Below are 14,847 nucleotides of genomic sequence, written 5' to 3'. Positions count from 1 at the left end.
TTTACTTGTTTTAAGAAAGGTAAATGTTTTAAGAAAAGTAACTGTTTTAAGAAAAGTAACTGTTTCGTGGAAGATAAGTATTTCGTGGCCGACATAAATTCGACTTAATTCGAGAAGGGGCAAATATGAAGCTGGTTACCGTGGTTATCAAACCATTTAAGTTGGAGGATGTGCGCGAAGCCTTGTCCTCAGTAGGTATTCAGGGGTTGACCGTAACCGAAGTGAAAGGATTTGGTCGCCAGAAAGGGCACGCAGAACTCTATCGGGGAGCGGAATACAGCGTCAATTTCTTACCCAAAGTGAAAATTGATATCGCGATTGCGGATGATCAATTAGATGAAGTGATTGATGTTATTAGTAAGGCCGCTTATACCGGGAAAATTGGTGACGGCAAAATTTTCGTTGCTGAATTGCAACGTGTTATTCGCATCCGTACCGGCGAAACAGACGAAGCAGCACTGTAACTTGCAGGCTCAAATTTAGTGAATAGGGATGGGTTGATGATGAAAAAACTTTTATCCGTGTTGGGCCTGAGTTCGGTAGCGATGCTGCCTTCTTTGGCAATGGCTGCTGCACCGGCAGTGGCTGACAAAGCAGATAATGCCTTTATGATGATTTGCACCGCGTTGGTGCTGTTTATGACCGTGCCCGGTATTGCCCTGTTCTACGGCGGCCTGCTGCGTTCCAAAAACGTATTGTCAATGATGACTCAGGTCATGGTGAGTTTTGCGCTGATTTGTGTCTTGTGGATTTTGTATGGTTACAGCCTGGCGTTCAGTACGGGCAACGCGTTCTTCGGTAACTTCGATATGGCGATGCTCAAAGGTATCGGCCTGACCAGCCTGAGCGGCACCTTCTACCAATATATCCATGTAGTATTCCAGGCTTCCTTCGCCTGTATCACAGTGGCTCTGGTGGTGGGTTCATTTGCTGAGCGTATTCGTTTCTCTGCGGTGCTTATTTTTGCTGTGCTGTGGTTCACCTTCTCATACCTGCCAATGGCGCACATGGTATGGGGCGGCGGTTTCCTGGCAATGGATGGCGCACTGGACTTTGCGGGCGGTACTGTCGTACATATCAACGCCGCAATCGCGGGGTTGGTAGGGGCTTACTTACTAGGTAAACGTGCCGGTTTTGGTAAAGAGGCATTTAAACCTCACAACTTACCGATGGTGTTCACCGGGACGGCAATTCTGTATATCGGCTGGTTTGGTTTCAACGCCGGTTCAGCCAGCGCCGCTAACGAAATCGCTGCATTGGCTTTCTTGAACACTGTTGTTGCAACCGCAGGTGCCATTCTTTCCTGGGTATTTGCTGAGTGGATTTTGCGTGGCAAGCCGTCTCTGTTAGGCGCATGTTCAGGTTGTATCGCCGGTTTGGTTGCGATTACACCTGCGGCAGGTACTGTTGGTGTCGGTGGTGCATTGATTATCGGTTTAGTGGGCGGGGTTGCCGGTCTGTGGGGTGTGGTTCTGCTGAAGAAATGGCTGCGGGTGGATGATACCTGTGACGTGTTCGGTGTCCACGGCGTGTGCGGGATTGTCGGTTGTATCCTGACCGGTGTCTTCACCTCTGCCTCATTGGGTGGTACAGGTTACGCTGCTGGCGTCACCATGGGTCATCAAGTAGGTGTACAGTTGTTCAGTGTGGGTGTGTGCTTGGTCTGGTCTGGTGTAGTTGCTTTCGTTGCCTACAAAATTGCTGACCTGGTGGTTGGTCTGCGGGTGCCAGAAGAGCAAGAGCGCGAAGGCCTGGATGTCAACAGCCATGGTGAAAATGCTTACAATCAGTAAGTTAAGAACACTGATAAGTTAAGAATAGCAGTATACCCCAAATAATTTGAGTTGCGGGAAGGCGGCAACTGAGCAAATTCCGATGAGCTTACTCAGGTAAGTGATTCGGGTGAACGAAAGCAGCCAACGCACATGCAGCTTGAAGTATGACGGGTATAAAATAAATAATAATGATGATAGCAACAGGGGCGATGGAAACATCGCCCCTTCTATTTTTTGCTATGACCGATGTAAACGAATCACACCTTCCTGCACTGTAGAAGCCACCAAGACTCCTTCCCGATTATAGATTTGCCCGCGAACAAAGCCACGAGCACCTGAAGCTGAGGTACTTTCTACCGCATACAACAACCAGTCATCAAGACGGAATGGGCGATGGAACCACATGGAATGATCGATTGTGGCGATTTGCACCCCCGGTTCAAGGAACCCAATTCCATGAGGCTGCAAGGCCGTCGGTAAGAAATTAAAATCAGAGGCATAACCCAGTAAATATTGATGAACTCGCAAGTCATCCGGCATTTCGCCGTTAGCCTTAAACCAGACATAGCGATTGGGTTCCGCTGTCGAACCTTGCAGCGGGTTGTGGAATTTTACCGGACGCATTTCAATCGGTTGATGGCCGATAAATTTATCCCGCACTTTCTCGGGAATTAAATGGGCAAATTTGCGGGCGATGTCCGTTTCAGACATTAACCCCTCCGGTGGTGGGACGTCCGGCATGGTATTTTGGTGCTCAAAACCGTCTTCCTGACTCTGGAATGACGCCGTCATATAAAAGATTGGTTTACCATTTTGAATCGCACTGACTCGACGAGCGCTGAAACTGTTGCCATCGCGCAGTGTTTCTACGTCATAAATGATAGGTTTGCTGCTGTCCCCTGGACGTAAAAAATAGCTGTGAAATGAATGGACCACCCGATCAGTGGGGACGGTCTGTTTTGCCGCATAAATCGCCTGACCGACAACTTGCCCCCCGAAGACCTGGCGTAAACCCAGATCTTCACTTTGACCACGGAAGATCCCTTCTTCAATTTTTTCAAGAAAGAGTAAATCGAGCAGTTTTTCTAATGCCTGGCTCATGTTGTGGTCCCTGATGGTTGAGTTCACGCACAGTGTGCTGAATCATCAGGGCTATCGTCAATATATTGCTGTGAAACTATAGTACGGCTGAAGTTAGCCTTATAAGGAATAGTCTGATAAATGACTCAAATGGGAGAGAAACAGCAGGGACTAGCAGATTGTGCTATAATTAGCTTGCTAGGTGGTTGAAGCCACTTATTAAACGCGAGTTTTTTTGGATAGAACTCGCATCTTAATAATAAGAAGGAGTGCGACCTATGAAACCTTGGCAATCAAAAAAATTTTGGCAGATAGCGGGTGGAGCAGCATTAGTAGTCAGTTTGGCTGGGTGTGCCCACAAAGGGGCTGATATCCCCGTTCCGGCTTCAGCAGGAACCACGACAGCCGCTGCACCTATTGCACAACCTGCCGTACAAGGGACAGTGAATATCCGCGAGCGCATTGCCTTGCCACCCGATGCTGTCGTTACCGTGACGCTGTCGGATGCCTCACTGGCTGATGCACCAACGCGGGTTATTGCTCAGAAAGCGATTCGCACCGAGGGTAAGCAAGCACCCTTTACTTTTACCTTGCCGTTTAATCCAGCAGAGATTCAGCCAAATGCACGCATCATTGTGAGTGCAGCCATTACCCATAATGGTCAGCTAATGTTTATTACTGATACCATCCAGGAAGTGATTAATAATGGTACAGGTACTCAGGCTAACCTGCTGTTGGTTCCTGTGACTTCTGTGGCTATTGAAACTGCTCCTGCCGCTACAATGACTGGCACTGGGACGATACAGTAACTTTCAACTGGCTTTATGCGCTACAGAGCATAGCTCCCTGTGGCGCTGAAGCTAGCTGTATTGCCACCGATATTGCTGTAAATCAATCCGCCCGGCAGGGCTTATTTCAATACCTTCCGCCAGCAATGCATTTTTCTGCCTGAGATAATCTTCTCCAATTAATGATATTTCACCATGGCGATTAATAACTCGATGCCAGGGTAAAGTAGAGCCTTCAGGTAAGCGTTTTAGAACACCACCCACCTGACGCGCAGCTCGGGGAGAGCCTATCAGCCGGGCGATATCACCATAGGTGGTGACTTGCCCATAGGGGATAGCTGCCACAACGTGAAATACCCGCTGACGAAAGCTGTCCATTTTACTGTGTGCAGCTGCATCATCTGGATTTTTTAGTTCTATTTTTGTTGATGTCACTGCGTCCTCTTTCTGATCTGTTTCACTATGCATGGGGCGGGGGCGAGATAGTAAGAAATAGAGCAGGATAAATTGAATAAATAACATTATCAGTGCATTTTTTGCCAGAAGAAAATAGATTTAGACCTAACCTTGAACACCTGGGCAAGAAAGCACCAGTTAGCGCGTGTTGTCTTGCTATTTCGAAGTTCATGGCCGATAATGCCCACCGCTCCAGAGTATAAGGAGCCGTTAACGACAATGGAGGCCCTGTTGGTTCTCCCGCAACACTAACTTGTGAACTCGGTCAGGTCCGGAAGGAAGCAGCCGCAGCAGGCGAGGTGTGTGCCGGGATGTAGCTGGCAGGGCCTCCACCATTTCTGATAAATCAATATCTCACCTGATAGACATAGGTCACGAGTATTGTTTCTGCGAGCGTTAGTCATCTTCTGATGACTGAGTAATGAGATAAGATTATTCTCATTTATTTACAGATTGAATTTTCTATTTGTATTTTAGTTTCAGCCAATAATTAATAATATCTCTTGATTATTAGCAATCCGGCAGGTTTTTAATAAATTAAATAGCACATCACCAAGCATCACTTAAATACTCTGATAACGCATTGAGCTACATCTAAACACAGGTAGGCAATAACGCGGGATTAAAGTTAACCTTCAATACCGTAGTTCTATCAGGACGTTTATCTAAAAATAAACACTTACAACCTGCTTACTGCATTGAAGCCGATAACGATTATCGGCTCAACGTTGTATGTCTTAACCAGCGTTAAGCAGACTATTTCACATGTTGCCATACAGTAGGTGGAATTTTATCATAAAGTTTATTCATTGTGAGCTCTGCTAAGCGGTGGTCTGCTGCTGAGTAAAACAATTCCAGCTCATCGTCAGAAAGTTCATACTTATTTTTTTCAATTACACGTTCTAATGTATCAATAGTCGTACATTTTCTTAAACGCATTAGGTAGTCAGTTTTTGTCATGGTGTTTTTCTTCTCAAAATAAAAATAATATAGGTAAACTATCCCTTAAGTTTTCATCAGGGTACAGATGTATTCCCCTGAGAAAAGTCTGAATAAACGCTCTTTTGTTTTTTGCCAGCGCTGCAATTCAGGGTCATTGATTCCGTAACTACTAAACAGAGTATATGTATCGTCTAAATATTCTTCCACTAACTCCGAAAGGTCGCTGCCATCCGGGTATTTTATTTTAAAACTCATCACAAATGAAGCTATATGCTCGATCAAATCATTGAGTTGTAGGTTTACGGCAGAAGTCGGATCATTTACCCAGCCATGATGGCTATCACCGAGGGTAGCAATGCCTTCATCATACAAACTCTCACACAGGAACTTCAATTGAGCAACGTCATGCCGCTTAGGTGAGTACTCATCCATATCATCCCCTCCGTAAACACTTAATTCGGTGTTGATAACACAATGTGAGTAGATCGGTAATCATATAAATGCAGGGGCTTATCAGAAATTAAATAAACGAGTCTTGCTATTAATATAAATCATTTCTCCGCTCACCGCGCAACTTTATTACTTAATCTTACAATTCGTCAGCGGTTGAAGGCCTGTCATTGTTAATTATATCAAAGATGATTTTTTTAGGATGTACAATAAATGTTACAGTATTTGTTAGTAAATCTTCAGTATTGATATCCAGACAAAGGTTGAAGATATACCACTTATAACAGTAACTCATTGAATAACAGTTATCTTTCAAAGCAAGAATATCAAGAATTTCTAATGAGCCTTCAGTGTACTGTGCATTTTCAGAATAATACATCAATCCGGAAACCAAACTTCCTTCAATTTCACGAATATTATTTCTGATTACATCCGTTAGTAATGAAATTGAGCAACACCCCAAAGAGAAGTCCCCAGCCATTTCATTGTTCATTAATTGTTCGCTTATGGTGACAAGATTAATTCATTAACGCATTGCTATTGTCGCAAAAAATGCGATAACAACAGTTTTCGAGTGACTATTTATATGATTTGAATCAAAAAAATCAAGTCTAATGAGATTTATCAACTAACTTGGCTGAGTTAACACTCAGTACTGTTATTAAAACTGCCATCGTCAATAACACCACATGGCAATAAAATAACAATCCCTAAATAGTCATTCTCATATTTAAGACTATTACTCACAGTTAATTCAATCTTCTTCTATTAATTTAGGATGCTATGCGCATTTTATCAAGAGGAGAGGTCACCGTATGACTTGTTTTTTATTACGTCATTTACCGTTTTGCGAGCACTAGCGAATAGTTATGCTGTTAGATTACCAAAATTCAGCGCGTTCTAACCAGTCAGCCCTCAGTAAAGATAGTTTAATTTACTGTAACTAACTATGAGGGTGTTGCATATCTCATCAACAGCGGCAAGTTTACTTCCCCCATTGTCCCTATTCTGCTGGTATCCCGTCATGGCTTGTTACTTTTGAAATCGATAGGGCAGTGATGTGAGCTTGAATTCAATACATTATTGTGATGTTATATTATATCAATAAATAACCTATTCCTTTCTGACATGATGAAATTCACAGCTCGGCTTACCCCGCCTCCACACTGGACATTGTTCTCATTATCTTCTTTGCAGCGCATTGTCGGTGTTGCCTTACTTTGTATATTGCTGTGGTGCGCTATTTATTGGGCGAATGTATTACCATGATAAATCTGAAGAATACTGAGATTGGATATGGTGATTATGCCCTGACACCGCCTATTAATGGCTGTTTTATCGCCGGCTCGCTTACCGCTATTATCGGAGCAAATGGTGCGGGTAAATCTACTTTGCTTAAAACCCTGGCAGGGCTACAACCGGCCGTCGCAGGGCAGATTACCTTTACCAGCGGGAGAGTTCCGCAAATGGCCTACTTACCTCAACAAGCCGAATTAGACCGGCAGTTTCCTATTGTCGTTCAAGATGTTGTTGCCATGGGATGTTGGCCCCAAAGTGGGTTACTCGGCGGGATTAATCATCAATCCAGACAACGAATTAACCAGGCATTGAACGCGGTCGGAATGCAGGATATGGCTCGCCGACCTGTAGGTGAACTTTCCGGTGGGCAATTGCAGCGAGTGTTATTTGCACGTCTTTTAGTGCAACAAGCACAATTGATTTTATTGGATGAGCCTTTTACCGGGATTGATAGCCAAACTGTCGGATTGCTGCTTGAGGTTATTCATCAGCTACATACTGAAGGGCGAACCATCATTGCTGTCTTACATGACATGTCGATGGTGGAAGAACATTTTCCTCATGCTTTATGGCTAACACCTCAAGGCCATTGCTGGCAGTCCGCTGAGCAGGTTTTAGTACAGTGGCATCACTCGCACGGCTCATCTTGCTCTTTTTCTTCTCGGCCCAGCACATTAAGAGCAATCAATTTATGACTTTGTTTCATTTATTTGCCGATCCTTTTATGGATTTTGGCTTTATGCGACGAGCATTGGTGGCCTGTTTAGCTTTGTCGCTCAGTTCAGCACCTCTAGGGGTTTTCTTATTATTAAGACGAATGAGTTTAGTCGGTGATGCCCTGTCACACGCGGTATTGCCGGGGGCGGCTATTGGATATCTGATTTCAGGCATGTCGTTGGTTGCGATGGGGATTGGTGGTTTTATTGCCGGGCTTGCGGTTGCCATGATGTCGGGCTGGGTAAGTCGCCGAACACTGTTAAAAGAAGATGCCAGCTTTGCCGGTTTCTATCTTGGTTCTTTGGCTCTGGGGGTCACCCTCGTCTCTTTGCGCGGCTCCAGTATGGATCTGCTGCATGTGTTGTTCGGTTCTATTTTGGCGGTTGATACCAACGCCATGACCATGGTGGGTGTTATCACTACATTCTCCATGCTGGCATTAGCCGCCATTTATCGCGCATTGGTGGTGGAGTCATTTGACCCCGTTTTTCTACGGGTGAGTATGGGGCGCTGGTTGATGGTGGTTCATGCGTTATTTCTGTCGTTGGTCGTGCTTAATTTGGTGGCTGGGTTTCAGATCTTAGGCACTCTGATGTCAGTCGGATTAATGATGCTACCGGCAGCCAGTGCGCGTTTTTGGGCCAAAAATTTGCCGCAAACACTGGGGATCGCCATGGCGATCGGCATGATTGCCAGCATCGTCGGTTTACTGTGGTCCTATTACGCCTCATTACCTGCCGGGCCCGCGATTGTCTTGAGCGCCAGTTTAATTTTCTTTTTATCTATTTTATTTGGAACGCGTGGTGGTGTGCTAGCCACCGCGCGCCGTTGAGAACTATTTATTATTATTGAAAACCCCGTGTCATTAAAGGAGAGTTAAATGAAGTATTTACCTATTAGTTTGGCGGTAGCTGCCCTACTGTCAAGCCCACTGGCGATGGCCAAAACGGTTGAAGCCGTTGCCAGTTTTTCTATTTTAGGTGATATCGTCCAGCAGGTTGGCGGCGAGCACGTCAATGTGGTGACCTTGGTCGGGCCAAATGGTGATCCACATGGTTTTGAACCCACGCCGAAAAATAGTAAACAATTGTCCAAAGCTGATGTGGTGTTTGTCAGTGGATTAGGGTTGGAGGGGTGGTTAGAAAGATTGATCACCGCCTCGGGCTATAAAGGACAGGTTGTGATTGCATCAACCGGGGTTGATACCCGTAAGATGGATGAGGAAGGCAAAATGGTGACGGATCCCCATGCATGGAACAGTATGGCGAATGGGATCAAATATGCTAACAACGTAATGAATGCATTGATTGCCGCCGATCCAGAAGATGCCGACTATTTCCGCAAGCGTGGAGGAGAATACATTCAGCAACTGGAAAAACTGGATGCTTATGCCAAAGTGCAGTTTGCTGCAATCCCTGCCGGGCAACGAAAAGTGCTGACCAGCCATGATGCATTTGGCTATTTTAGCCAGGAGTATGGGGTTAACTTCTTGTCACCAGTCGGGTTTTCCACCGAGTCTGAAGCCAGTGCCAGTGGGGTTGCTGCGCTGATTAACCAAATCAAAAAAGAGAAAATAAAAACCTATTTTATTGAAAACCAAACTGATCCACGCTTAGTAAAACAAATTGCCGAAGCCAGTGGTGCACAAGCTGGCGGAGAGCTTTATCCAGAGGCGTTATCTGCTGCTGGTGGCCCGGCAGCAACCTATGCGCAAGCGTTTAAACACAATGTGGATACCCTTGTCGGTGCCATGAAGTAATAATAGGATGAAATTTACTCAGCCTCGAAGGGAACCAAGGGGCTGAGTTCTCGAACCTTTTATGACAAATAGAAAAGCCCCGTTGGGCAGCAACGGGGCTTTTTAGTGGCAGAGAACATACTCAACATCAACGCTTCTTATGGGTTCCTCCCTGGACCGCTTTAAAACGTGGATTACTTTTGCAAATAACATACACCCGACCACGGCGACGGACGATTTTGCAATCGGGATGGCGATTTTTTGCCGAACGTAATGAACTCAATACTTGCATAATTAATTCTCAGAATTAGCTGGCTTTTTTGGTTAAGAAACTGCCGAAACGTTGATGGAAACGCGCAGTACTGCCTTCTTTTGAAAACTCTTTTTGTTTACCGGTGTAATACGGATGCGACGCTGAAGAGATATCCAATGTGACGTAAGGATAGGTCTGACCATCGCGCTCAATAGTGCGCGCTGTGGCGATAGTTGAACCGACAGTGAAATAAGTGTCTGCACTGGTATCGTGAAAAACCACAGTTCGGTAGTTAGGATGGATGCCAGGTTTCATATGAACTCCATTTGTTATGTTATACTATAACAATAATTATGCTCCTTTCATTTTTCAGTTTCAAGTCCGAGTTTCAAATACGAATAAATAAAAAGCCCGCAAAGCGAAATTTGCGGGCTTTTTAGATGGGTGGTGCTACGGCCTGCGACTAGGCGACTACATGTAATCCGAGCACAGCAAAGATATTCGCCAATATACCGACGACAATCGCCGCAATCGGGCCTGCCGCCAGTTTCATAACCGGACGGCCACAAATTTCGTTGAGGATATACAAGCTGACCACCACGAAAATGCCGGTTCCGGGCCAGATCTGATTCGCCGCATTAACCCCGCCCACTAAAAGTGCAATTTCAAGAATTTGTGTCATGGCGGTGCGAATGTTATCACCGGACATTTTCAACGACGGGAAGCGGTTCATCGCCTTACCAATTCGACTCAAACTGGTGATCTCGACCCCCATTGCCCCCGCGCCCAGTATGCCAGCCACCACTGGGTTAGGTGCCAGATAGCCTAAGCCGAGGAACCAGTCACACCAGCCATTAGTGCCATACACACCGCTTATCATTGCAGTTGTGATAATCAGTGGCATGAAAGCGAGTGCTTGGACAATTGCCACTATGGCCGCAGAGGTAATTTGCCCTTTTCCGAGTAATGCTGCTGCAATCGGTTCACCTGCAATCCAGTGGTAGTGGGCCGTGATGGTAATCAATGCGGCCATTGGTAACAGATAAATCGCGTTTTTCCGAATGCGTTTAATATTGTCATCAAACAGGCTATGTTCTATTTCTTCGCCGTGGCGTTTATCGCGGGAAGCAAAGAACAGCAAGCAAATCATACCAAACAGCATTGCAATACCTTCCGGGCTGAGCGCGACTTCATTACCAGCAATGGTTACTGGGTTAATTCGCTCAATCACCACACGAGCCAGGAAGGCGATAATAATGGTAATTAGTCCGGCTTTTTTACCAAATTGATAACCGACAGCAATGGCAGGGAAGGCCACAAAGGCATAAATTATCGGGTCGCCCACCGAGGCGAGGGCATCAAGGAAGTTAACTGGCAGATAACTGAAGCCTTTAATCAATCCATCCAGCGCGATAGTGATTAAAGCGCCATAAACTGTGCCAATTAATACGGCTAACTTAGTATTATTCAGTGATACCCCAATAATATCCGCTGTGAGCAAAACGATATGAATAACGATAATGCCGGTTGCCAATGTAATCGGCATGGCGAAGCCCGTAATAAACCCAATACTGATAGCAAAAGAGATACCCGCCAGCTCTTTCCGGCTCATATTGCCGTTCATAAACTCCGGCATGATAGGCCGTAATCCATCGTGATACACCGCGATAGATTTATTGGCAAGAAAGGTGGCATACCCCCCCATTAGCGAGAAAAGAATAATCTTGACTAAATTAAACGATTCCATATCACGACCCCATCGGGGCCATTTGGCCCCTGGCTAATTTGTTTATTATTGTTGTCAGTTGCGTCAGTCTTTTAGAACAAAATGAATAACCGTAATAGATTTACAGTATTATTTGTCGACCAATAAAACGGCACATAAGGCTTTAACTGAGTTTTCAACACGGTCATTGGTAAAGCCAAATGCTTTTTTCCCCTGATCTATCAATTGGCTAATATTCGCTTCTGAGGGTTGGGTCAAAGCATTGGCTATTGTGGCGCACTTATCGCGCCCAATCAGAGCATAAGCCATCGCCAAAGCACCACCGGCACCACTTTGGCAAGCGCCAACGTAATAGTCGAAGCTACCATTTTTGACTTTCATGGCGGCATCCATATCGGTAAATATGTCAGAGGTGATTTTCCCCGCACCATATTTAATTAAACAATCTTGTATTTCGTTTTTATTCAGTTGCCCACCAATAGCAATTTTAAACATCATGGCTTCCCCTTAAGTATATATTTCAAATAATCTGAATATATTCCATTATTCGTTAGCGTCAGTAAGTTGCCGCCAGAAAGAGTGACCGTTTTGTGGCGCAATTGCTGCGAAAAACTCACAGGCTGTCGCGCCAACATCTGACATAGTTTTCCGGATACCCAGGTGAACGGCTTTCTGCTGCGAATGTTTAATTCCCGGATGATAGACCAGTAATGGAACTTGCTCGCGAGTGTGCTTGCTGTGGCCGATGGTCGGGTCGTTGCCATGATCAGCCATTACCACCAGGCAATCACCGGGTGTCATGGCTGCGGTAATCTTCCCTAACATGTTATCGACTAATTGCAGGCGCTCTGCATAGCGTGCAACATCTTGCCCGTGCCCTGCCAAGTCAGTTTCCTGGATATTGGTACAGATAAAGGCACTACCCGCGCGTTGCACTTCTTCCAGTGTGATATCCAAAATAATTTGAGAATCAACAAGTTGTTGGTAATTTCGCCCGGTTGGGTTGGCAACAATATCTGCGACTTTACCGACCAGTACGGTAGGGATATTCACTTTATCAAGCTGATGAGGCACCTGAACATCGGCATCGACACCATAACCGAGATGAATAACCTGAAAGCCGGTGTCATAAACACCCGATTTTGGACTGTTAATACCAATATAATGTTGTTGCTTAGCTTCAGCTGCACTGATGATTGCCTGGCTATTCATCAGTTGCCCCCCGTAGGCGATAACGCGGTTTACTTCCACACAACCGCGAACTATCCGACCTATCTTTTCGACCTGCTCAAAACCAATGGCATTTAAATTAGCACAAATATTAAATACTTGACCTAAATCTGCTTCAAGATTATCGCCAATTGCGACGCAGTTATTGATCCATAGAAACTTCAAATTGCTGCTATCATCAGGCGCACTGTGTTCTTCGACCTGATAACCCTGTTGGCGTAATGCATCAGCGACACGTGACTTTACGGTGGAGAACGGCATGCTTAAAGGCGCGCGGGGCAGGGTGCCCATGATTTCCTGATGGCCCATAAAGGTATCGCCACCCTCATGTTGCAACAACGCCACACCAAAACTTGCCAGTGGGTTGTCTTGCATTACGCTGTCTTGAAAATCAGGCGAACCGATATGCAACGCGTTGAGTAATCCCAACTTTTCTAAGTTGGCTAAACGCAATTTCGGGTAAGTTTGTAAGATATGGGCACAAGTATTCGCACCGAGATCCTGTGGACGAACGTCAGAAACATCAGGCATGGCACCCACGCCAAAACTGTCGATGACCAGTACAATGAATTTACTCATAATTCCTCCTGTCCGCAGGACGCTGGTATGGTATTCCCCTGACTATCATAAATGCCGAGTAGCCGAGGCTGACCTGACTGGATGCCCGCAACCATAACCACGTCACTACGGGTAACGAAGATTTGTGTACGAAAACACATGACTACCGGACTGCCGACGGCAAATGATTCGCTAAGACTCAAGGTATAGTCGATGCTGTCATTAGCTGGGCTCAGTACCTTGGTTGCATGCCATTGCTGGTCATACACCAGAGCATTACTTAAATGGCCGCGCCGATAGTATCCGCCGCCGTAGCAATGACTTTTGCCTTGATGACAATGGGAAATCTCAGTCAGATACAGCATGGCAACATGCTCGGGCTGGTTACCTTGTTGGTTTGAGGGCATAGTTCCGGTTAAAGAGTGACCCGGTTCGGCGTGTGTCACTCCCCATTTTGCCAGTTGTGGAAGGCTTTCAACCCCGGTTGCGGAAGGGCCATTGACCTGCTCAACCTGTATACCCTGTTGCTCAAGAATACTTTTTGCTTCAATTAATGTGTTGAGATTTGGGCTGGGCAATGTCTTGCCTTTTTCATTATCAAAAAGCATACAAGGGAAATGTGTGACGCCTACCAAACGGATGCCGGGTATTGTTTTTATTTCACGGATTACAGCGGGTAATTCATCCAGAGAGAATCCCGCCTCTTGGCCGGGATAAACCAAGTCACCGTGATGAAAAACCTTTAATAACAGTGCTTGTTCTTTATTCTGACGCACGGCGGCAGCGGCAATTTCGCGTGCTTTGGCGATACTGTAAACAGTAATGACCTCAGGTTGGCGTGACACAACTTCATCCACCATTCCGCTTGGAATTTGGACTAAATGTCCGACGTGGGCGACTGGCAAGTTATGTTGATAGAGTTGATGTGCTTCTTTGAAGTCTACCGCGACGATACCTTGGTAACCACACTCCAGCAGGAGCTTGCACAGCAGTGGGTTTCGACCAAACTGCTTACTCATTAGATAAAGAGTAATGCCATAACGTGTTGCTGTTTCCAGTAGCAAATGTGCATTCTGTTTGACCTGATCAACGTCAATAACGTAGCTGTCAGGTCTAATCACCCCTTGTTGCCAGAGTAAAAGAGCTGCTTCTATCAGCGCTGGATTTTGTTTTTGTAATGCTTTCAGTAGCATGTTAGATCCTAAGTTCTGCCATTTTATTTTTCATTTTTTTGAATATTTAATGAGCGCTAAAATATTTAGCACTCTGTCTGCTGGGCAAGGTGCAGGCCATATAAATTTGCTAATAAATATCCCACTTCATGATCGGGTACTTGAAAGGTAAACAGTGACAGTAGGTCGTTATTAATTTCCCTGATATTGGCAAAAACGTCTGTAGCTTCGATCTCTTTTAATATTTCCTCGTCGATAGCTGGAATAACTTGTCCCTGATTTGCTCGCATTAGCGCATTTGCCATGTGAGTAATCAGCATTTCTCCTTGAGGATGGCGGATAGATAATTGCCAGTGTTGTTCCAGGCGCGTAAGAACATTTAGCATTCCCAGATAAACCGCAGAGTCAATAACTTGTGCGTCATATAAAATTTTTAATCTCGTTTCCATTTCTTTTTATCTTCATTTTTATGAATATTTATATAGTAATAATTAATTGCCTTGCTGCAAATGCCTAATCTGCTATTTGGTATATTGATCACAATATAATCATTCGCACGGAATTGGCTACTCCAGTGTGGCGATAGCACCCTGTTTTCTACTGGGATGAGGTAGCAGATAAAGAGAAAGGCCGCATGTGCGGCCTTTTAAACATCACTTCATG

18 protein-coding genes and 1 other RNA gene are annotated in these 14,847 nt (G+C 45.3%); 7 read left to right on the top strand and 12 right to left on the bottom strand.

What is annotated here, in order from left to right; translation table 11 throughout:
• Positions 1-125 precede the first annotated feature (125 nt).
• Positions 126-464 carry a P-II family nitrogen regulator gene (glnK, locus tag FTB31_RS15140; RefSeq protein WP_002208627.1) on the top strand — a complete coding sequence of 113 codons (339 nt, stop codon included), beginning with the start codon at positions 126-128 and terminating at the stop codon, positions 462-464.
• Between the two features lie 39 nt (positions 465-503).
• Positions 504-1,793: an ammonium transporter AmtB gene (amtB, locus tag FTB31_RS15135; RefSeq protein ID WP_005167660.1), complete on the top strand. Its 1,290-nt coding sequence runs from the start codon at positions 504-506 to the stop codon at positions 1,791-1,793.
• 219 nt (positions 1,794-2,012) lie between these two features.
• Here the strand turns inward: amtB and tesB are convergent, their stop codons facing one another.
• Complete coding sequence (tesB, locus tag FTB31_RS15130) at positions 2,013-2,876, bottom strand: acyl-CoA thioesterase II (RefSeq protein ID WP_050077352.1); 864 nt, start codon at positions 2,874-2,876, stop codon at positions 2,013-2,015.
• A 257-nt stretch (positions 2,877-3,133) separates the two neighbouring features.
• Here tesB and FTB31_RS15125 point away from each other — a divergent pair, with 257 nt between their 5' ends.
• The gene (locus FTB31_RS15125) at positions 3,134-3,664 is read left to right on the top strand and encodes a YbaY family lipoprotein (RefSeq protein WP_050077353.1); all 531 of its coding nucleotides are present in this window, start codon (positions 3,134-3,136) and stop codon (positions 3,662-3,664) included.
• A 51-nt stretch (positions 3,665-3,715) separates the two neighbouring features.
• Here FTB31_RS15125 and FTB31_RS15120 read toward each other — a convergent pair whose 3' ends face one another.
• Positions 3,716-4,111, bottom strand: a complete 396-nt coding sequence (locus tag FTB31_RS15120) for an MGMT family protein (RefSeq protein ID WP_072081847.1) — start codon at positions 4,109-4,111, stop codon at positions 3,716-3,718.
• A 217-nt stretch (positions 4,112-4,328) separates the two neighbouring features.
• Here FTB31_RS15120 and ffs point away from each other — a divergent pair.
• Positions 4,329-4,425: signal recognition particle sRNA small type (gene ffs, locus FTB31_RS15115), an RNA gene on the top strand.
• Between the two features lie 430 nt (positions 4,426-4,855).
• On the opposite strand, the gene ymoA is transcribed toward ffs, so the two are convergent.
• The 3 genes from ymoA to FTB31_RS15100 all read right to left on the bottom strand — a co-directional run bounded on the left by ymoA (position 4,856) and on the right by FTB31_RS15100 (position 5,984).
• Positions 4,856-5,059 (bottom strand): expression modulating protein YmoA, encoded by a 204-nt coding sequence (gene ymoA / locus FTB31_RS15110; protein WP_002208622.1) that lies wholly within the window; start codon positions 5,057-5,059, stop codon positions 4,856-4,858.
• 45 nt (positions 5,060-5,104) lie between these two features.
• A complete protein-coding gene (gene tomB, locus FTB31_RS15105; protein ID WP_050077354.1) occupies positions 5,105-5,473 on the bottom strand; it encodes an Hha toxicity modulator TomB in 369 nt (122 codons plus the stop codon).
• A 157-nt stretch (positions 5,474-5,630) separates the two neighbouring features.
• Entirely contained in the window at positions 5,631-5,984 is a 354-nt protein-coding gene (locus FTB31_RS15100) for a hypothetical protein (protein ID WP_050077355.1), read from the bottom strand.
• Between the two features lie 772 nt (positions 5,985-6,756).
• Here FTB31_RS15100 and FTB31_RS15095 point away from each other — a divergent pair.
• Genes FTB31_RS15095 through FTB31_RS15085 form a run of 3 tightly spaced genes read left to right on the top strand, consistent with a single transcriptional unit; the run spans position 6,757 to position 9,266 of the window.
• Positions 6,757-7,485 (top strand): metal ABC transporter ATP-binding protein, encoded by a 729-nt coding sequence (locus FTB31_RS15095; RefSeq protein ID WP_227731521.1) that lies wholly within the window; start codon positions 6,757-6,759, stop codon positions 7,483-7,485.
• Positions 7,482-8,339: a metal ABC transporter permease gene (locus FTB31_RS15090; RefSeq protein WP_227731520.1), complete on the top strand. Its 858-nt coding sequence runs from the start codon at positions 7,482-7,484 to the stop codon at positions 8,337-8,339. Before FTB31_RS15095 ends, FTB31_RS15090 begins: the two co-directional genes overlap by 4 nt.
• 48 nt (positions 8,340-8,387) lie before the next feature.
• On the top strand, positions 8,388-9,266 hold the full coding sequence (locus FTB31_RS15085; protein ID WP_227731519.1) for a metal ABC transporter substrate-binding protein: 879 nt from the start codon (positions 8,388-8,390) through the stop codon (positions 9,264-9,266).
• 127 nt (positions 9,267-9,393) lie between these two features.
• Here FTB31_RS15085 and ykgO read toward each other — a convergent pair whose 3' ends face one another.
• From ykgO to FTB31_RS15050, 7 genes are all read right to left on the bottom strand, one after another.
• Entirely contained in the window at positions 9,394-9,537 is a 144-nt protein-coding gene (ykgO, locus tag FTB31_RS15080) for a type B 50S ribosomal protein L36 (protein ID WP_002208618.1), read from the bottom strand.
• A 15-nt stretch (positions 9,538-9,552) separates the two neighbouring features.
• On the bottom strand, positions 9,553-9,813 hold the full coding sequence (locus tag FTB31_RS15075) for a type B 50S ribosomal protein L31 (protein WP_050077358.1): 261 nt from the start codon (positions 9,811-9,813) through the stop codon (positions 9,553-9,555).
• Positions 9,814-9,961: 148 nt separating this feature from the next.
• Complete coding sequence (locus FTB31_RS15070; RefSeq protein ID WP_011816884.1) at positions 9,962-11,245, bottom strand: YhfT family protein; 1,284 nt, start codon at positions 11,243-11,245, stop codon at positions 9,962-9,964.
• A gap of 108 nt (positions 11,246-11,353) precedes the next feature.
• Positions 11,354-11,719 (bottom strand): DUF2620 domain-containing protein, encoded by a 366-nt coding sequence (locus FTB31_RS15065; RefSeq protein ID WP_050077411.1) that lies wholly within the window; start codon positions 11,717-11,719, stop codon positions 11,354-11,356.
• 48 nt (positions 11,720-11,767) lie between these two features.
• Entirely contained in the window at positions 11,768-13,033 is a 1,266-nt protein-coding gene (locus FTB31_RS15060; protein ID WP_077174527.1) for a phosphopentomutase, read from the bottom strand.
• A complete protein-coding gene (locus tag FTB31_RS15055) occupies positions 13,030-14,205 on the bottom strand; it encodes a YhfX family PLP-dependent enzyme (protein ID WP_077174526.1) in 1,176 nt (391 codons plus the stop codon). The genes FTB31_RS15060 and FTB31_RS15055 overlap by 4 nt, the downstream gene beginning before the upstream one ends.
• Before the next feature lie 65 nt (positions 14,206-14,270).
• Entirely contained in the window at positions 14,271-14,633 is a 363-nt protein-coding gene (locus FTB31_RS15050; protein WP_050077361.1) for a PRD domain-containing protein, read from the bottom strand.
• Positions 14,634-14,847 lie beyond the last annotated feature (214 nt).

Source organism: Yersinia proxima, assembly GCF_902170785.1.
GTDB classification, from domain to species: Bacteria; Pseudomonadota; Gammaproteobacteria; order Enterobacterales; family Enterobacteriaceae; genus Yersinia; species Yersinia proxima.
The sequence above is the reverse complement of the archived record's forward strand: the minus strand, read 5'-3'. Positions and strand labels throughout refer to the sequence as shown.